At 67.8% G+C, this 16,575-nt stretch carries 18 protein-coding genes; 13 read left to right on the forward strand and 5 right to left on the reverse strand.

Annotated elements, in window-relative coordinates; translation table 11 throughout:
- Positions 1 to 5 precede the first annotated feature (5 nt).
- The 7 genes from VMT65_RS29960 to VMT65_RS29990 all read left to right on the forward strand — a co-directional run bounded on the left by VMT65_RS29960 (position 6) and on the right by VMT65_RS29990 (position 5,556).
- Positions 6 to 1,148: a Rieske 2Fe-2S domain-containing protein gene (locus VMT65_RS29960; RefSeq protein WP_326311835.1), complete on the forward strand. Its 1,143-nt coding sequence runs from the start codon at positions 6 to 8 to the stop codon at positions 1,146 to 1,148.
- 11 nt (positions 1,149 to 1,159) lie between these two features.
- Complete coding sequence (locus VMT65_RS29965) at positions 1,160 to 1,405, forward strand: hypothetical protein (RefSeq protein ID WP_326311836.1); 246 nt, start codon at positions 1,160 to 1,162, stop codon at positions 1,403 to 1,405.
- A 228-nt stretch (positions 1,406 to 1,633) separates the two neighbouring features.
- The gene (locus VMT65_RS29970) at positions 1,634 to 2,692 is read left to right on the forward strand and encodes a 2Fe-2S iron-sulfur cluster-binding protein (RefSeq protein WP_442790338.1); all 1,059 of its coding nucleotides are present in this window, start codon (positions 1,634 to 1,636) and stop codon (positions 2,690 to 2,692) included.
- 19 nt (positions 2,693 to 2,711) lie between these two features.
- A complete protein-coding gene (locus VMT65_RS29975) occupies positions 2,712 to 3,590 on the forward strand; it encodes a VOC family protein (RefSeq protein WP_326311838.1) in 879 nt (292 codons plus the stop codon).
- Between the two features lie 33 nt (positions 3,591 to 3,623).
- On the forward strand, positions 3,624 to 4,655 hold the full coding sequence (locus tag VMT65_RS29980) for a zinc-binding dehydrogenase (protein WP_326311839.1): 1,032 nt from the start codon (positions 3,624 to 3,626) through the stop codon (positions 4,653 to 4,655).
- A gap of 215 nt (positions 4,656 to 4,870) precedes the next feature.
- Positions 4,871 to 5,146, forward strand: a complete 276-nt coding sequence (locus tag VMT65_RS29985; protein WP_442790329.1) for a type II toxin-antitoxin system VapB family antitoxin — start codon at positions 4,871 to 4,873, stop codon at positions 5,144 to 5,146.
- Positions 5,143 to 5,556, forward strand: coding sequence for a PIN domain nuclease (locus tag VMT65_RS29990; protein WP_326311840.1), 414 nt, complete (start codon positions 5,143 to 5,145; stop codon positions 5,554 to 5,556). The genes VMT65_RS29985 and VMT65_RS29990 overlap by 4 nt, the downstream gene beginning before the upstream one ends.
- A 31-nt stretch (positions 5,557 to 5,587) precedes the next feature.
- On the opposite strand, the gene VMT65_RS29995 is transcribed toward VMT65_RS29990, so the two are convergent.
- Entirely contained in the window at positions 5,588 to 7,300 is a 1,713-nt protein-coding gene (locus tag VMT65_RS29995) for a nitroreductase family deazaflavin-dependent oxidoreductase (protein WP_326311841.1), read from the reverse strand.
- A 128-nt stretch (positions 7,301 to 7,428) separates the two neighbouring features.
- On the opposite strand from VMT65_RS29995, the gene VMT65_RS30000 reads away from it, so the two are divergent.
- Complete coding sequence (locus VMT65_RS30000; protein ID WP_326311842.1) at positions 7,429 to 8,004, forward strand: TetR/AcrR family transcriptional regulator; 576 nt, start codon at positions 7,429 to 7,431, stop codon at positions 8,002 to 8,004.
- Positions 8,005 to 8,007: 3 nt separating this feature from the next.
- Here the strand turns inward: VMT65_RS30000 and VMT65_RS30005 are convergent, their stop codons facing one another.
- From VMT65_RS30005 to VMT65_RS30015, 3 genes are all read right to left on the reverse strand, one after another.
- Positions 8,008 to 8,754 carry a short-chain dehydrogenase/reductase gene (locus VMT65_RS30005; protein WP_326311843.1) on the reverse strand — a complete coding sequence of 249 codons (747 nt, stop codon included), beginning with the start codon at positions 8,752 to 8,754 and terminating at the stop codon, positions 8,008 to 8,010.
- Positions 8,755 to 8,874: 120 nt separating this feature from the next.
- Positions 8,875 to 9,750, reverse strand: coding sequence for a ribokinase (locus VMT65_RS30010; RefSeq protein WP_326311844.1), 876 nt, complete (start codon positions 9,748 to 9,750; stop codon positions 8,875 to 8,877).
- Positions 9,747 to 11,264, reverse strand: coding sequence for an MFS transporter (locus VMT65_RS30015; RefSeq protein WP_326311845.1), 1,518 nt, complete (start codon positions 11,262 to 11,264; stop codon positions 9,747 to 9,749). The genes VMT65_RS30010 and VMT65_RS30015 overlap by 4 nt, the downstream gene beginning before the upstream one ends.
- A 158-nt stretch (positions 11,265 to 11,422) precedes the next feature.
- Between VMT65_RS30015 and VMT65_RS30020 the strand changes: the two genes are divergently transcribed.
- From VMT65_RS30020 to VMT65_RS30035, 4 genes are all read left to right on the forward strand, one after another.
- A complete protein-coding gene (locus VMT65_RS30020; protein WP_326311846.1) occupies positions 11,423 to 11,725 on the forward strand; it encodes a hypothetical protein in 303 nt (100 codons plus the stop codon).
- A 16-nt stretch (positions 11,726 to 11,741) separates the two neighbouring features.
- Positions 11,742 to 13,010: a glutamate-5-semialdehyde dehydrogenase gene (locus VMT65_RS30025; RefSeq protein WP_326311847.1), complete on the forward strand. Its 1,269-nt coding sequence runs from the start codon at positions 11,742 to 11,744 to the stop codon at positions 13,008 to 13,010.
- Between the two features lie 31 nt (positions 13,011 to 13,041).
- A complete protein-coding gene (locus VMT65_RS30030; protein WP_326311848.1) occupies positions 13,042 to 13,923 on the forward strand; it encodes an AAA family ATPase in 882 nt (293 codons plus the stop codon).
- A 68-nt stretch (positions 13,924 to 13,991) separates the two neighbouring features.
- The gene (locus tag VMT65_RS30035) at positions 13,992 to 15,455 is read left to right on the forward strand and encodes a vWA domain-containing protein (protein WP_326311849.1); all 1,464 of its coding nucleotides are present in this window, start codon (positions 13,992 to 13,994) and stop codon (positions 15,453 to 15,455) included.
- Here VMT65_RS30035 and VMT65_RS30040 read toward each other — a convergent pair.
- Positions 15,452 to 15,865: a secondary thiamine-phosphate synthase enzyme YjbQ gene (locus tag VMT65_RS30040; protein ID WP_326311850.1), complete on the reverse strand. Its 414-nt coding sequence runs from the start codon at positions 15,863 to 15,865 to the stop codon at positions 15,452 to 15,454. The genes VMT65_RS30035 and VMT65_RS30040 overlap by 4 nt on opposite strands.
- A gap of 63 nt (positions 15,866 to 15,928) precedes the next feature.
- Here VMT65_RS30040 and nadD point away from each other — a divergent pair, with 63 nt between their 5' ends.
- Positions 15,929 to 16,561, forward strand: a complete 633-nt coding sequence (gene nadD / locus VMT65_RS30045; protein WP_326311851.1) for a nicotinate-nucleotide adenylyltransferase — start codon at positions 15,929 to 15,931, stop codon at positions 16,559 to 16,561.
- Positions 16,562 to 16,575 lie beyond the last annotated feature (14 nt).

A 16,575-nucleotide genomic window follows, 5' to 3' on the forward strand; every position in this document is an offset into this window, starting at 1 on the left:
TTCACATGACCACCGCAGAGAGCGACGTTCGCGTCATCGACTCGGGCAAGCCCCCGACGCGATTCGCGCGCGGCTGGCACTGCCTGGGTCTGGCCGAGACCTTCCGTGACGGAAAGCCGCACACCGTCAAGGCTTTCGGCACCGAGATCGTGGTGTTCGCCGCCGAGGACGGCACCCTCAATGTGCTCAATGCCTACTGCCCGCACATGGGCGGCAACCTGGCCGACGGCACCGTCAAGGGCGACTCCATCGCCTGCCCGTTCCACGACTGGCGCTGGAACGGCAAGGGTAGGTGCACCGGCATCCCCTACGCGCGCCGCGTGCCGCCGCTGGCCCGCACCAAGGCGTGGCCGACCATGGTCGAGAACAAGATGCTGTTCGTCTGGAACGATCCGGAGGGCAAGCAGCCGCCCGCCGAGCTGGCGATTCCGCGCATCGACGCCGCCTTCGACGACGAGTGGACCGACTGGACCTGGAATTCCATGATCGTGGACGCCAATTGCCGCGAGGTCGTCGACAATGTGGTGGACATGGCGCACTTCTTCTATGTGCACTACGGCTTCCCGACCTTCTTCAAGAACGTCTTCGAGGGTCACATCGCCAGCCAGTTCATGACCTCGGTGTCGCGCGAGGACATGATGGGCGAGACCGCCAAGGCGCTGGGCGGCAAGAACGTGCTGCAGTCGGAGGCCTCGTACTACGGGCCCTCCTACATGATCGACTACCTGAAGAGCGAGAGCCCGAACGGCCTTGTCGTGGAGGGCTATCTGATCAACTGCCACTACCCGATCAACGAGAACCAGTTCGTGCTGCAGTACGGCGCGATCGCCAAGAAGCCCGCGGGTGTCAGCCCCGAGCAGGCTCAGGAGATCGCCGAGAAGTTCGTCGGCGGACTCGGCAAGGGTTTCGAGCAGGACGCGGCCATCTGGAAGCGCAAGTCGCGCATCAACAATCCGCTGCTGTGCGAGGAGGACGGGCCGGTCTATCAGCTGCGTCGCTGGTATGAGCAGTTCTACGTGGATGTGGCCGAGGTCAAGGACGAGATGACCGATCGGTTCGAATACGAGGTGGACACCACCCGCGCGGTCACCGCGTGGGAGGCGGAGGTCGCCGAGAACATTGCCAAGCGAGAAGCTGCCAACGCCTGAGAGGCACTGCGATGGACAAGGTTTCGTGCGGGTCCTGCGGGACGTGCGTGCTGGTGGAGAAGTACAGCGATCAGCACACCAGCGTGCAGTGGAACAAAACCGCGAGGGCGGATTGCACGGAGCTCACCGGAAACGGGCCGCGGGCGCACACCTGCGGCGCACTGCGCACCAGCATCGATGAGGCGGTGGCGGCGGGCGCGGTCCACGTCAGCACTCGGGATGTGGATGTGCGTACTCGTGGCCGGACCTTGGCCTAGGAATGCTGCCCCGGGGGGAGGCCGCCCGGCGTCGTCGGCGGTCGGCCCTTGGGATGGGTTACCCGGCCCGTCCCTGAACAAAACGGAAACCCCGCCGAAACGGTTGTGTCACACGTCACATTGAGTCGGTGCGGAGCATGACCGTTCGGTGCGGTCGATGGGCAAACAGCAAGTACAGGAATGGAACTGGTCGAGCATGGAGCTGGTGGAGCGATGACGGTGACGGAAATGGACGCGATCGCGTCGGCGCGAGCCGCGGGCGTCGCCACCGTGCGCATCGTGCGCGTGATCCGGGAGACCGCGGACGCGGTGTCGCTCGAACTCGCCCCCGAGTCCGCGCACGCCGAGCGGTTCGACTATCGGCCCGGCCAATTCCTGACCCTGCGCATCCCCAGTGACCGGACCGGATCGGTCAGCCGCTGCTACTCGCTGTCGAGTGCGCCGCACGAGGACGGGCCACTGCGGGTGACCGTCAAACGCACCGTCGACGGCTACGGCTCGAACTGGCTGTGCGACAACGCCGCCGAGGACATGACCTTGGATGTGCTGCCGCCCGCCGGCGTCTTCACCCCAGACTCACTGGACACCGATCTGCTGTTGTTCGCGGGCGGCAGCGGCATCACCCCCGTGCTGTCCATCCTGAAATCCGTGCTCGCACAGGGCACGGGCCATTGCACGCTGATTTACGCCAATCAGCACGAGAATTCGGTTATCTTCGCCGCACAGCTCGCGGAACTGGCGGCCGCGCACCCGGATCGACTGCTGGTGCTGCACTGGCTGCAGTCGGTCCAGGGGTTGCCGAGCGTGGCCGGCCTGGCCGCGTTGGCCCGTCCGTGGGCGGGTCGGGAGGTTTTCGTCTGCGGTCCCGGCCCGTTCATGGACGCGGTCGCGGCGGCCATGGCCGAGCTCGGTGCGCAGCGCAAGCGCGTGCACATCGAGAAGTTCGTCTCGCTGACCGGCAATCCGTTCGAAAACGACACCCCCGCAGGCGATGTCGAGATCGACGACGGGGATGCCGCGATCGCGCGGGTCGAGCTGGACGGCGCGCATCACGAGCTCACCTGGCCGCGCCGGCAAACCCTGCTCGACACCATGCTCGCCGAGGGCCTCGACGCGCCCTACTCCTGCAAGGAGGGCGCGTGCAGCGCCTGCGTCTGCCGGGTTGTCGCCGGCGAGGTGAGCATGCGCCGCAACGAGATTCTCGAAGCGGCCGACATCGCCGACGGCTATGTCCTTGCCTGCCAGGCCGTTCCGGTCACCGACAACGTCACCGTCACCTACGACTGATATTCGCGAGGAGTACACCATGGCCGCATTCGCCTCCCTCGGCTACGTGCGCGCCCACATCGCCGATGTGGACGCCTGGCGCGCATTCGCCTTCGACACCATCGGTTTCGCCGAGGGCACCGGTCCCAATCCGGACTCGATCTACCTGCGCGTGGACGAGCACACCTACCGCTTCGAGCTGGTGCCCGGTGAGCGCGACGCGGTCATCGCCGTCGGCTGGCAGGTCGCCGACCGCCGGTCTCTGCACCTGGTGCGCGAGACCCTGGAGAAGGCCGGGGTGGCGGTGGCCACGCTGTCGGTGGCCGAGGCCGCCAACCGGCATGTCGAGGAGGCCATCTCCTTCGTCGACCCGTCCGGGTTCACCATCGAGGTCTTCCACGGGCCGCTGCTTGACCACTCGCCGGTGGTCGGCAAGTTCGGAAACCGCTTCGTCACCGGCGATCTCGGGCTCGGGCACGTGGTACTGCCGGTGCGCGACATCGAGGAGGCACGGCAGTTCTACACCGACGTGCTGGGCTTCGCCTCGCGCGGCTCCTTCCGCGTCGGCCCGCCCGAGCATCCCATCTGGATTCGCTTCCTGGGCGTCAACCCGCGCCATCACAGCCTGGCGCTGATTCCGGGCTCGCGGCCGGACGGGCCGGGCATCGTGCACGTCATGGTCGAGGTCGATGCGCTCGACGATGTCGGCCGCGCGCTGGATCGCGTGAACAAGGCGGGCTATCACCTGTCCTCGACGCTGGGCCGCCACACCAATGACAAGATGATCTCCTTCTACGTCCGCACCCCCGGCAACTGGGATCTCGAATTCGGTTGCGAGGGAATGCTGGTCGGCGACGACTATGTCGCCGAGGAGATGACCGCCGACAGCTACTGGGGCCACGAATGGGCCCGCGGCTGACGCCGCCCGCGTCCGGAACGGAAGGACACTCCCATGCGCGCCGTAGTCATGCGCAATCGCGAACTCGTGGTGGACGAGGTGCCCGAGCCGGTGCCCGGGCCCGGACAGGTGCTGGTGGAGACCATCGCCTGCGGGATCTGCGGGTCCGATAAGCAGGCTCTCGACTACACCGACGAATTCCTGCAAGCCTCACGGGATTCGGGGGTGCCGACCTTCCTGTTCGACCCGCATCGAGACCTGGTGATGGGGCACGAGCTGGCGGCGCGGGTCATCGGCGCGGGTCCGGACACGCCGTTTGTCGAGGGGCAGAATGTGGTCGCGCTGCCCTGGGCCCTCGATGCGGCGGGCGGGATCCACGGTGTCGGCTATTCCAACGAGTTCCCCGGCGGCTACGGCGAGCGAATGGTGTTGCAGGCCATGGCCTTGGAACCCATCCCCGAGCACGTGCCGCCGCACGTGGCGGCCATGACCGAGCCGCTGGCCGTCGGCTTCGGCAATGTGGCCCGCACCGGTATCGGACCCGACGGCACCGGCATCGTGATCGGCTGCGGCCCCGTAGGTTTGGGTGCGGTCGCGGCACTGGTCGAGCGCGGCGTCGCCCCGATCGTGGCCTCGGATCCTTCCAAGCTGCGCCGCGAAGCCGCCCAGCGTCTGGGCGCGCACCGCGTCGTGGATCCCGCGCTCGAGGACCCGATCGAGGTGTGGCGCGAGCTCGCCTCGCCCGGCCAGAAGCTGCACGTCTGGGTCTGCGCCTCGGTCCCCGGCCTCCTCAACGACCTCATGTACAAGGTCCCCCGCGAAACCGCCATCCTCCAAATCGGGGCGGTCATGACCGACGACGTCATCCGCCCCATCGTCGGCATCTACAAGGACATCTCCCTGCAAATGTGCATGGTCTACCCCCACGAGGAATACGCGAAGACCTTGCACCGCATAGCCGACGGCACCGTCGACGCCGCCTCCTTGATTACCGACGAGGTCGGGTTGGACGGCGTCGCCGGTGCCATCGAATCACTGCGCAATCCGGACGATCACATTCAAATCCTGGTCCGCCCGGAGTTGTGAGCACGCACCAGTCGGCAGAAGTCGGCCGGGTGCAGGGCGTCGTCGCGCCGCCAAAGGGCGGCGTCGACGGCATCACGTAGCGAAACATGTTCCGCCACTGTGAAACCGGTGCTGTCGAGCAACGCCGTCACGATATGGGCGGGGAGAAGCTGGAGGGAGAAGCTTAGGAACGATTCGCTACGCGTCGGGCCTTTTCATGGCTATCCTCAGAATGTATGCTCGATATGTATATCGCCAACATTGAGGAGATTCTGATGACGGTTACTCAGATCGACCTGGATGACGACGCACTGGTCGAGGCGATGCGCCTGATGGGTACCAAAACCAAGAAGGACACCGTCAACCAGGCCCTACGTGACTACATCAGCAGGGTTCGCCGAGTCGAAGCCGCTCAGCGATTGTTCGAACGAGGCCAACGCGGTGACTTCGATCAGGCCGCTGCGGCGTACGAAGCCGAGAAGGCTGCTCGCAGGGAGGTATTCGGCGAGTGATCGGATACCTCGTCGACACATCTGCGCTCTGGCGCCTCTTCCGGGATGACAAGATCTTTTCTACATGGCAGCCGGAAATTGACGCGGCTGCTTTGTCAATATGCGAAGCGACCCGCGCTGAACTGCTCTTCTCGGCTACTGGGCCGACCGATCGCGACGAGATTGCTGCGGATCTGGACACTGTATTCGGCCTGGCAACCGTGCCGAAATCTGTCTGGCGTTGGGTCGACACCGCGCAATACAAGTTGACGCAACGTGGTCAGCACCGGTCCGCTGGAGTTGTTGACCTCGTCGTATGCGCGACCGCTGTTCACCATGGTTTGACGGTCCTGCACGCCGACGCGGATTTCGCGACTGTGGCTCGGGTATTGCCTGAATTGCAAGAACGGGATATCCGCGACTCGAGCTGACGCGGATCCCGATCGTAGTGACGGCGTGTGCCTATCGATCCGTGAAGGTGATGCGGACCGTGACCGGGTCGCTTTCCAGGGCCGCGAAGACGCTGCGGGTGAAGGGGGCCAGGGTCGGGTGGGGGGCGAAGGTGCGGGTGCGGGCCACGACGTCGTCGTCGGGGAGTAGGACCGCGGTGCCGGTACGCCAGGCATCGCCTTGGCGGACACGGACATTCGGGTTGGCGCTGATGTTGAGGCCCCAGCCCGAGCGCAGGCCGTGCTGGCAGATGGCCCACGCGCCCTCGTCGTCGAAGAGCAGGGAGACCGGGACCCGGCGCGGTTCACCGGATTTGCGGCCGATGGTCTCGATCTCACTGGCGAAGGCGGTGCGCACGCCGATCTTGTCGAGGGCGCGGACCGTCGGATTCATGACGTAGCGGCCCATGGCGCGTTCCATTCGGAACTTGCGGGCGGCCTTGTCGGTGGCCGATTTCGGGTCCGATTTGGGGGCCGCGGAGCGCTTGCTGCGGAAGGCGTCGAAACCGTTGCGGCGCAGCATGGTTACCGCCGTGCGCCACGGGGAGCGATCGGGATCGGGATCACCGCCCGCTCCGATCAGGTGGAGTTGGTCGGTGTGCCATTGCAGATCCAGCGCGCCGTCGAACGACTTCATGCTGCCGCTCGCGGCCAGCCGTGGGGGCAGGCCCAGCGAGATGTGCGGCGTGCGCAGGGTATCGGTGCGTTCGGTGAGTAGGTCGTCCGCGGCGCTGGGAATCACCGCGGACGGGCGGCCCAGCCCGACGATGTCGCAGGTGCCCTCGGCGAGCGCTTCCGACATGGCGGCGCGGGACCGGAATCCGCCCGTCACCGCGATCGGCACCGAACCCGCCGCCTGCCGCGCGGTCTCGGCGTAGTCGAGGAAGTACGCCTCCCGGGCCCGGGTGCTGGCCGACGCGGTGCGGGGGCGACCCATCATGGCGGGGGATTCGTAACTGCCACCGCTGATTTCGAACAGATCCACATGCTCTGCGGACAGCTTCTCGATGACCTCGCGCGACTCGCTCTCGGTGAAACCGCCCCGCTGGAAGTCGGCCGAATTGAGCTTGATGCCCAGCCCGAAGCCCGGACTCACCGCGGCGCGAATGCTGCGCGCGACCTCGATCACGAAGCGCCGCCGCCTTTCCGCGTCACCGCCCCAGGCGTCGGTGCGCTGATTCGACAGCGGCGAGAGGAACTGCGACACCAGATAGCCGTGCGCGCCGTGAATCTGCACGCCGTCGAATCCGGCGGCCTCGGCGACCCGGGCGGCGCGGCCGAAGCGGGCGATGATGTCGAGGATCTCCTCCTCGCTCAGCGCGCGCGGCGCGGGGACGCCCGGAATGCCCATGGCAATGGCCGACGGCGCGACCGCGCGGGTGCGCGTCACAATCGGATTCGCCTGCCGCCCAGGATGATTCAGCTGTACCCAGACCTTGCTGCCGCCGTCCTTGGCGATCTTGGCCCAGCGGGTCAGCGCGCCCAGGTGTCGTTCGTCCTCCATGGCCACATTGCCCGGCTCGCCGCAGTGCCGGCGGTCGACCATCACATTGCCGGTCACGATCAGCCCGAACCCGCCGCGACTCCAGCGCCCGTACAGCCGTTCCAGCCGCGCGTCGGGCGCATTCTCGGCATTCGCCAGCCCCTCGCTGAGGGCGGATTTCATAATGCGGTTGGGTAGGACCTGACCACTGGCCAGCGGCAGGGGATCGTGCAGGGTCGGCATGGCAGGGCCCCGTTTCTTTCTTTCGGCACGGTCTCGTCGAAGGTCGAGCGGATGACTACACTAGGTAGACCAATTGGTATATCGAAACGGTAGTACACCGATCGGTATACAGCAAGGAGGAACCGTTCATGGGTGCCCGCGACCGCCTCATCGACAGCGCCATCGCCCTGATGCGCTGCAATGGCATCGCCGGGACCGGCATCGCCCAATTGCTCGATCACAGTGGCATCTCGCGCCGGTCCATCTACCTGAATTTCCCGGGTGGCAAATCCGAGCTGGTCGCCGAGGCCACCCGGGCCGCCGGTCAGGCCTCGAGCGCCCTCATGCGGACCGTCCTCGCCAGCACGGATCTGTCCAGCGCGATCGCCGCCTTCCCGGACATGTGGCGAGAGACGCTCGTCTCGACCGATTTCACCTCCGGATGCCCGATCGTGGCCGCGGCCCTGGGGCGCTCGGAGTCGCCGCAGGCCGCCGATGTGGCGGGGGAGACCTTCACCGAGTGGGAGGGCATTCTCGCCGAGCGGCTCGAGGTGGAGGGCGTGGCGACCGATATCGCGCGCTCGCTGGCGACCACCATCGTGGCCGCCGTGGAGGGCGCGGTCGTCATGTCGCTGGCGACACGCTCGACCGCGCCGCTGGAACGCGCCGGAAAACAGCTGTCCGAACTGGTTGCCCTGCACACGGGCAAGACCTCGGTGGCCTGAGCCTCAGATCAGGCTGAGGCCGCCGTCGATGGTGACGATGGTTCCGGTGGTATAACCCGACCGGTCCGAGGCGAGAAACGCTGCCATATCGGCGATTTCGCGGGTGTGCGCCGGACGGCCGAACGGGAAGTCGGCGGCCATGTCGGCGAAGCGGGGATTGGTCTCGATGAGCGTGACGATGCGGTCGGTGGCGACCGGGCCCGGATTGATGCCCACCACCCGGATGCCGTCACGCCAGCTCTTGCTGCCCAGCGCCCGGGTGAAGGCCATGAGGGCGGCATTGCCGGTGCTGCCCGCGATGTACTCGGCATCGGGTCGCTCGCCCGCCGAACCGATGACATTCACGATCACCCCGCGGCCCTGCTCCTTCATGCGCGCGTAGACCAGGCGACTCAGGTCGATGTATCCGAAAACCTTGAGATCCCAGGCGTGCCGCCACGTCGGCGCGTCGATCGAGGCCAGGTTTCCGCCCGGAATGTCGCCCGCATTGTTGACCAGAATGTCCGGTGCCCCAATGCCTTCCAGCAAACCGTCGATATCCTCGGCCGAGCGCAGATCAACCGGATGAGTGTGGACCCGCACCCCGTGCGCCGCGCGCAACCGCTCGGCGAGCTCGTCGAGCCGCTGCTTGTTGCGCGCCGCCAGGTGCAGCCCGCAGCCCTCGGCGGCGAGCACCCGCGCGATCTCCGCGCCGATGCCAGCCGAGGCGCCCGTCACCAGGGCAGTTCTGCCGCCCAGTCCCAAATCCATTGGCCCATCTCCTGAATCCTGTGTTCGATGCCGAACGTCGTGGACGCTCGCCCGGTTCAACTCTTGGTCGAATGTCCACTGGATGGAAATGGCCGGCCGCCGTGATCTGTTCCCGTCCGGCTATCGCGTCCCGCCGTCGGCGAGCGCCCGGCGAATCTCCTCGAACTCCGGAATCGAGGCGCTGGCACCCAATTTCGTCGTGGCCAGCGCCCCCGCCGTGCACGCCCAGGCCAGCGCGGTCTCGGGGCCTTCGTGCCAGTGCGCGGCGAGCGCGCCGGTGAACGAATCGCCCGCGCCGGTGGTGTCCACGACCCGCACCGGAACGCCGGGATGGGAGCGGGTGTGTCCGTCCGGGCCGCGATAGGAGGCCCCGGCGGCCCCGAGTGTCGTGATCACATGGGGCACGTCGGCGAGGTCTGCCTTCAATCGTGTCGCTTCGCCCTCGTTGACGACCGCCACATCGACTTCCGCCCACAACTGTGCCGGAAGTTCCTGCACCGGAGAGGGATTCAACAGCACGACGGTCCCGTTCGCCCGCGCGTGCCGCGCCGCGGCGAGCACCGTCTCGACCGGAATCTCCAACTGGCACATGAGCACATCGGCGGCCGCGATCGAATCCAGGTCACCCGCGGTCAATTCCGTCATTCGCCCATTGGCGCCCGCCACCACGATGATCGTGTTCTCGCCGTCGCCGTCGACCACGATGGTCGCGGTCCCGCTCGGGCCGTCCACCTCCCGCAGTCGAGTCACCCCAACCCCGGCCTCGCTCAACACCTTCCGCAACGCCGCCGCGAACACATCCCCGCCGACGGCCCCCACGAACTCGACCGCGCCGCCCGCCCGCCGGGCCGCGATCGCCTGATTCGACCCCTTCCCGCCCGGCACCAGCGCGAACCCTTCGCCCGACACCGTCTCCCCGGGCTCCGGCCGCCGCCGCACGGTCGTCACCAGATCCATATTGACGCTGCCCACCACCACGATCCGGGCCCCGGTCATGCGGGCTCGCTTCCGGTGGTGGTGGAGTGGCGGGGTTCCAGGGGCGGGCTGGCGACGGCGGAGAAGGTGCGGCATTCGGGTTCGCACTCGGGTGGGGCGGTGCGCAGGGCGTCGTCGCGGACGGTGAGGAAGGCCAGGGCCGCGGCCGCGACCATGAGGATCACGGAGGTGAAGATGGCGATTCGGAAGCCGTGATCGAAGTCGGCGGGATTGGTGTAGGCGGCGCCGGTGAGTCCGGCCAGCGGGGGGATCGCCGCCACCGCGAGCAGACCGGCGGCGCGGGCCACCGCATTGTTGACGCCGCTGGCCACGCCCGCGTGCCGCTCGTCGGCGGTGGCGAGAACGGTGGCGGTGAGCGGGGCGACCGCGAGCACCAGGCCGAGACCGAAAACCAGTGCGGCGGGCAGCACATCGCGCAGGTAGGAGGTGTGCACGCCGATGCGGGTCATCAGGACCATGCCCGCCGCGGCCAGCAGCACGCCGACGGTGATCGGCCAGCGCGGGCCGATGCGCTGGGCGAGGGCACCGGAGCGGGCCGAGAACAGCAGCATGAGAACGGTGACCGGGAGCATGGCCGTGCCCGCCGCGATCGGGCTGAAACCGGCCACCACCTGCAGGGTCAGCACCAGCAGGAAGAAGACCACGCTCATCGCCCCGTACATGACGAAGGTGACCACATTGATGGCGGTGAACTGTTTGGAGGCGAACACGTCCACCGGCAGCATGGCCGAGGGGTCGTGCCCGGCCCGCGAGCGTCGCCGCTCCACCACCACGAAGCCCGCACCGGCCGCGACGCCCACAAGGGCGCTGCCCCACACCAGCATTCGATTCGTGTCGTGCTCGGGAGCCATGGTCAGCGCATAGGTGATCCCGGCCAGGCAGGCGGCCGCGAGCACCGCGCCCAGCACATCGAATCGCCCGTGCGCCTCCGTATCCCGGGTCTCGGGCACATGCCGGGCCGTCACCGCGACCACCACCGCGGCCAGCGGGATATTGAGCAGGAAAACCCACCGCCAGCCCGCCGCCTGCACCAGCCAGCCGCCCAGGAACGGCCCGATGGCACCGGCCACACCGCCCAGCCCGGACCAGGCCCCGACCGCGCGGGCCCGCTCGTCGGGCCGGAACGAGGCCTGAATGATGGCCAGTGACCCGGGTGTCAGCAGCGCGCCGCCGATGCCCTGCAGGGCGCGGGCCGCGATCAGCATCGAAACGTCCTGCGCCGCACCGCACAGGGCCGAGGCGATGGCGAACCACACCACGCCGATGAGGAATACCTTGCGCCGCCCGAACCGGTCGCCCAGCGATCCGCCGAGCAGGATCAGTCCGGCCAGCGTCAGCGTGTACGCGTTCACCGTCCACTGCAGCCCGGCCATGGACGCGCCGAACTCGTCGCCGATCTTCGGCAGTGCCACATTCACGACGGTCGCGTCCAGCATGGCCATCCCCGAACCGAGGACGGTCGCGAGAAGAACCCATCGGCCGGTGCCCGAGGACAACCGGATGCTCGCGGTCATCTGCCCACCGTAGCAAGATCCGCCGCGCTCGACCGGCATCTGAAGGTGTGCTGAAGAAGGGCCGCGATCGCTGGGGATCTCGGGTCCGCTGGATTTGAATCATGTTCGCGCTCCGCCACTTTCGGAGCAGTTCCCCCAATGATGAAGGTGATTTCGGCATGACTACAGCCGCTGTTCGACGCCCCACGACCGGTTTTCGCCGCTCCGCCACCCGCGGCCTGCTGGTGCTCGCGGTCGTGACCGCGCCCCTGGCCACCACGGCCCTCGCCGCCGCCGACCCGGTGCCCCTCACCCAGGACCCGGCCGTCACCGCCCCGTCGGCGCGATTCGTCGACGCCGACGACTGGCACTGGTGGCACTGCCACATCCAGCGCGAATACTGGCGCGAGGGCTGCCGCGACTGGTGGGAGGACCACCACGACCGCGATGACAACCTGCCCCCGACCGGCAGCGGAAGCTAATCAGTAATCTGTTCCCATGACTGCTCCCACGACGACCGACCGGGACGCCGTCCGCGAGGTGGTGCACGACTCGGCACGCCGGGCTCGGGTGGCGTCGCGGATCCTGGCTCAGCTCACCACCGCCCAGAAGGACGCCGCACTGCACGCCGCGGCCGACGCGCTGCTCGCGGCCAAGAGCGCGGTGCTGACCGCCAATGCCGAGGACCTCGAGACCGCCAAGGCGGGCGGCACCGCCGACTCGCTGCTGGATCGGCTGCGGCTGACCGAGGCCCGCATCGACGGGATCGCCTCGGGGCTGCGGCAGGTCGCGGGTCTGCCGGATCCGGTGGGCGATGTGGTGCGCGGGTCGACGCTGCCCAACGGGCTGGAGATCCGCCAGGTGCGGGTCCCGCTCGGCGTCGTGGGCATGGTGTACGAGGCGCGGCCGAATGTCACCGTCGACGCCTTCGGGCTGGCGCTGAAGTCGGGTAACGCGGCGCTGCTGCGCGGTTCGTCCTCGGCGGCAAAGTCGAACGCCGCCTTGGTGAAGGTGCTGCGGGAGGCGCTCGCGGCGCAGGGGCTGCCGGCCGACGCCGTGCAGCTGCTGCCGTCGGAGGATCGCTCCAGCGTCACCCATCTGATCCAGGCGCGCGGTCTGGTCGACGTGGTGATTCCGCGCGGCGGCGCGGGCCTGATCAATGCCGTGGTGCGCGACGCGCTGGTGCCGACCATCGAGACCGGCACCGGCAACTGCCACGTCTTCATCCACCGCGACGCCGATCTGGACATGGCCGAGTCCATCCTGATCAACGCCAAGACCCGGCGGCCGTCGGTGTGCAATACCGCCGAAACGGTGCTGATCGACCGGGCCATCGCCGATTTCGCGGTGCCGCGCATGATCAAGGCCCTCGAAGACAAGGGCGTCACCATTCACGGCGACCTGCCGGGTCTGGTGCCCGCCACCGACACCGACTGGGCCGACGAATACTTGTCCCTCGACATCGCTTTGAAGGTCGTCGACGACCTGGACGCGGCGGTCGAGCACATCAACGAGTGGGGCACCGGCCACACCGAGGCCATCGTGACCGGTGACCTGAAGGCCGCCCGCGAGTTCACTGCTCGCGTGGACGCCGCGGCCGTCATGGTGAACGCCTCCACCGCCTTCACCGACGGCGAGCAGTTCGGCTTCGGCGCGGAGATCGGCATCTCCACCCAGAAGCTGCACGCCCGCGGCCCCATGGGCCTGCCCGAACTGACCTCCACCAAGTGGATCGTGTGGGGCGACGGGCAAATTCGCCCGGTTTAGCCCCGAGCTGTTGATGAAAGGACGGGGGCCCGTGGTCACCACCGCACCCAACCAGGAGCCGATCTTCTCGTCGGTCGACGATGTGATCGAGCGGCTGGGCCACACCGGCTACCTGGCCGACAAGGCCACGGCCACTTCGGTTTTCCTCGCCGATCGACTCGGCAAGCCACTGCTCATCGAGGGTCCGGCCGGTGTCGGCAAGACCGAGCTGTCCAAGGCCGTCGCGCAGGTCGCGGGCGCGGAACTGGTGCGGCTGCAGTGCTACGAGGGCGTGGACGAGGCCCGCGCCCTCTACGAGTGGAACCACGCCAAGCAGATCCTGCGCATCCAGGCGTCCGCGGAGAACGATTGGGCCGAGACCAAGGCCGACGTCTTCACCGAGGAATTCCTGCTGGAACGCCCGCTGCTGACCGCGATTCGGCGCAGCGAGCCGACCGTGCTGCTCATCGACGAGACCGACAAGGCCGATGTCGAGATCGAGGGCCTGCTACTCGAGGTGCTGAGCGACTTCTCGGTCACCGTGCCGGAATTGGGGACGATCACCGCGACGCGCAAGCCGTTCGTGGTGTTGACCTCCAATGCCACCCGCGAACTGTCCGAGGCGTTGAAGCGGCGCTGCCTGTACCTGCACATCGACTTCCCGGACGAGGAGCTCGAGCGTCGCATCCTGGCCAGCCGGGTGCCGGAGCTGAAGCCCGCGGTCGCCGCGCAGCTGGTGCGGATCGTGCACGTGCTGCGCGGGATGCAGCTCAAGAAGCTGCCGTCGGTGGCGGAGTCCATCGACTGGGCGCGCACGCTGTTGGCCTTGGGCGCGAAGGATCTCGACGACAAGACGGTGCGCGCGACGCTCGGTGTGGTGCTCAAGCATCAGGCCGATCACGTGCGCGCGCTCAACGAGCTGAAGCTGGCCTGATCGTGGCCGGGGCGTCTGGGCCATCGAAGGGCAGAGAGAATTCCTCGCGGGGGCTGGTTTCGGCTGCCATGCGGGCGATCTCGGGTGGGACACCGGCCAAGACGGTGACCGTGCCCGGGCCGACGGCCGAGCACGGGCTGCCCGGGCATCTGGTCGGGTTCGTGGAGGCGTTGCGCGGGCGGGGAATTCCGGTCGGGCCGTCCGAAACCGTCGATGCCGGACAGGTTCTCACCGTGCTGGATCTGATGGATCGTGAAGCCCTGCGCGAGGGTCTGGCGTGCGCGCTGCTGCGCCGCACCACCCAGCGCGCCACCTTCGACGGCATGTTCGACCTGTGGTTCCCGGCCGCGCTCGGGGAGCGCATCGGGGCCGAGGAGGTCGAGCTGCCGATGAAGCCGGACGGCTCGGTCGACATTCTCGAACTGCGAAAGATGTTGGCGGAGTTGCTGATGCAGGATCCGTCCGGGGAACAGGCGCAGCAGTTGCAGGCGCTGGCCGCGCAGATGGTCGAGCAGATGGGCCAGTATCAGGCGGCGGGCGGGCCGTCCTTCTCGGCGTATCAGACCCTGAAGGATGTGCAGCCCGAACTGCTGGTCAGCAAGATTCTCGCCGGGCTGGCCCAGGGCATGGACAACTCCGATTTCGACCCGTCCGGATTCGACGCGGAGGTCGCGCGGCGCACGGCGCGCCAGCGCATCAAGGACTTTCGGGGCACCGTCGAGGCGGAGACCCGTCGCCGGGTGGCCGAACGGATCGGGCGTGACCGCGTCGCCACCTACGGTGTCGCCCGGCAGGCCGAGGACGCCGACTTCCTGCGCATCTCCCAGACCGAACTCGATGAACTGCGGCGCAGCAGCCAGCGCCTGGCCCGAGTCCTGGCCTCCCGCTTGGCCGCTCGCCGCCGTCGCTCCCGGCGCGGGGAGATCGATCTGCGCAAGACCATGCGCAAATCCATGTCCACCGGCGGTGTTCCGGTCAATCTGGTGACCCGCAAGCCGCGTCCCGGTCGGCCGGATCTCGTACTGCTGTGCGATATCTCGGGCTCGGTGGCGGGGTTCTCCAGCTTCACCATGCTGCTGGTGAACGCCCTGCGCGAACAGTTCTCGCGCGTGCGCATCTTCGCCTTCGTCGATCAGGTGGACGAGGTCACCCAGCTCTTCGACGCCAAGACACCCCTGGATCAATTGACCCGCCGCATCTTCACCGAATCCAAGGTGGTCGGCATCGAGGGCCACTCCGACTACGGTTCGGCCCTGGAAGGTTTCGCCGACAACTTCCCCGACGCCGTCACCAGCCGCACCTCGCTGCTCATCCTCGGCGACGCCCGCACCAACTACCGCGACCCGGCCCTCGACACCCTGCGCCGCCTGGTCGACACCGCCAAACACGCCTACTGGCTCAACCCCGAGGCCGAGAAGATGTGGGGCACCGGCGATTCCGCCGCCACCAAGTACGCGGACATCATCGAGATGCACGAATGCCGCTCCGCCCGCCAACTCACGGCGGTGGTGGGGCGGCTGCTGCCCGTCTAACCCGCGAGGAACGACAGCCGGACCTGTCGTTCCGGGTTGTCGACATTGAGGTCCACCATCGCGATCGATTGCCATGTGCCCAGCGCCAACTCGCCACCCAGCACCGGGATGGTCGCGTAGGGCGCGATGAGGGCGGGCATCACGTGGGAGCGGCCGTGTCCCCGCGAGCCGTGGGCGTGCCGCCAGCGGTCGTCGGCGGGCAGCAGGTCCCGCAGCGCGGCGAGCAGGTCGTCGTCGCTGCCGGCCCCGAGTTCGATGAGCGCGATGCCCGCCGTCGCGTGCGGCACGAACACGTGCAACAGCCCGTCACCGCCCCTCGCGGTCTCGCGCAGGAAGGCCGCACACTGCGGGGTGAGGTCATGAACGACTTCGCTGCGGCCGGTCTTCACGTCGATCAGTGTGCTCTGCATGACACCATCGTCCCCCGCACCGGTGCGCGCCCGACGCAATAGCCCCCGGTAAGCTCGCTTTTCGTGCATACGAACGGTCGCCGCAAGCTGGGCGTGATGGGCGGCACCTTCGACCCCATCCACCACGGGCACCTGGTCGCGGCCAGTGAGGTCGCGAACCGGTTCGACCTGGACGAAGTGATCTTCGTACCGACCGGTCAGCCCTGGCAGAAGGGCGATCGGGCGGTCAGCGCGGCCGAGGACCGGTATCTCATGACGGTCATCGCGACCGCCTCCAATCCGCGCTTCTCGGTGAGCCGCGTGGACGTGGACCGCGGCAAGGAGACCTACACCGTCGACACCCTGCGCGACCTGACCGAACAGCACCCCGACGCGGATCTGTACTTCATCACCGGAGCGGACGCGCTGGCCAGCATCCTGACATGGCAGGATTGGTCGGAGCTGTTCGAGCTGGCGAAATTCGTCGGCGTGACCCGTCCGGGGTACGAATTGAACATCGACCACCTGGCCGATTTTCTCCGCGATTACCCGGAGGGCACGGTCACGATGGTCGAAATCCCGGCCTTGGCCATCTCGTCGAGCGAATGCCGCCGACGGGCGGGGGAGGGTCGACCGGTGTGGTACCTCGTCCCCGACGGGGTCGTCCAATACATATCGAAACGGCACCTGTACGTGCCGCAAGACAGCGCATCGTAAGTACAGGCCGCAAA

Origin of the sequence: Nocardia sp. CDC153 (assembly GCF_035818515.1) — a bacterium.
GTDB lineage: Bacteria > Actinomycetota > Actinomycetes > Mycobacteriales > Mycobacteriaceae > Nocardia.

Bases quoted from the DNA above. Each gene is read 5' to 3' on its own strand.
- VMT65_RS29970 (WP_442790338.1), top strand. From the start codon at position 1,634: ATGGACGCGATCGCGTCGGCGCGAGCCGCGGGCGTCGCCACCGTGCGC.
- VMT65_RS30005 (WP_326311843.1), bottom strand. From the start codon at position 8,754: ATGGATTTGGGACTGGGCGGCAGAACTGCCCTGGTGACGGGCGCCTCG.
- VMT65_RS29960 (WP_326311835.1), top strand. From the start codon at position 6: ATGACCACCGCAGAGAGCGACGTTCGCGTCATCGACTCGGGCAAGCCC.
- VMT65_RS29985 (WP_442790329.1), top strand. From the start codon at position 4,871: ATGCTCGATATGTATATCGCCAACATTGAGGAGATTCTGATGACGGTT.
- VMT65_RS29995 (WP_326311841.1), bottom strand. From the start codon at position 7,300: ATGCCGACCCTGCACGATCCCCTGCCGCTGGCCAGTGGTCAGGTCCTA.
- VMT65_RS30020 (WP_326311846.1), top strand. From the start codon at position 11,423: ATGACTACAGCCGCTGTTCGACGCCCCACGACCGGTTTTCGCCGCTCC.
- VMT65_RS30010 (WP_326311844.1), bottom strand. From the start codon at position 9,750: ATGACCGGGGCCCGGATCGTGGTGGTGGGCAGCGTCAATATGGATCTG.
- VMT65_RS30040 (WP_326311850.1), bottom strand. From the start codon at position 15,865: ATGCAGAGCACACTGATCGACGTGAAGACCGGCCGCAGCGAAGTCGTT.
- VMT65_RS29980 (WP_326311839.1), top strand. From the start codon at position 3,624: ATGCGCGCCGTAGTCATGCGCAATCGCGAACTCGTGGTGGACGAGGTG.
- VMT65_RS29975 (WP_326311838.1), top strand. From the start codon at position 2,712: ATGGCCGCATTCGCCTCCCTCGGCTACGTGCGCGCCCACATCGCCGAT.
- VMT65_RS30035 (WP_326311849.1), top strand. From the start codon at position 13,992: ATGCGGGCGATCTCGGGTGGGACACCGGCCAAGACGGTGACCGTGCCC.
- VMT65_RS30015 (WP_326311845.1), bottom strand. From the start codon at position 11,264: ATGACCGCGAGCATCCGGTTGTCCTCGGGCACCGGCCGATGGGTTCTT.
- VMT65_RS30025 (WP_326311847.1), top strand. From the start codon at position 11,742: ATGACTGCTCCCACGACGACCGACCGGGACGCCGTCCGCGAGGTGGTG.
- VMT65_RS29965 (WP_326311836.1), top strand. From the start codon at position 1,160: ATGGACAAGGTTTCGTGCGGGTCCTGCGGGACGTGCGTGCTGGTGGAG.
- VMT65_RS30000 (WP_326311842.1), top strand. From the start codon at position 7,429: ATGGGTGCCCGCGACCGCCTCATCGACAGCGCCATCGCCCTGATGCGC.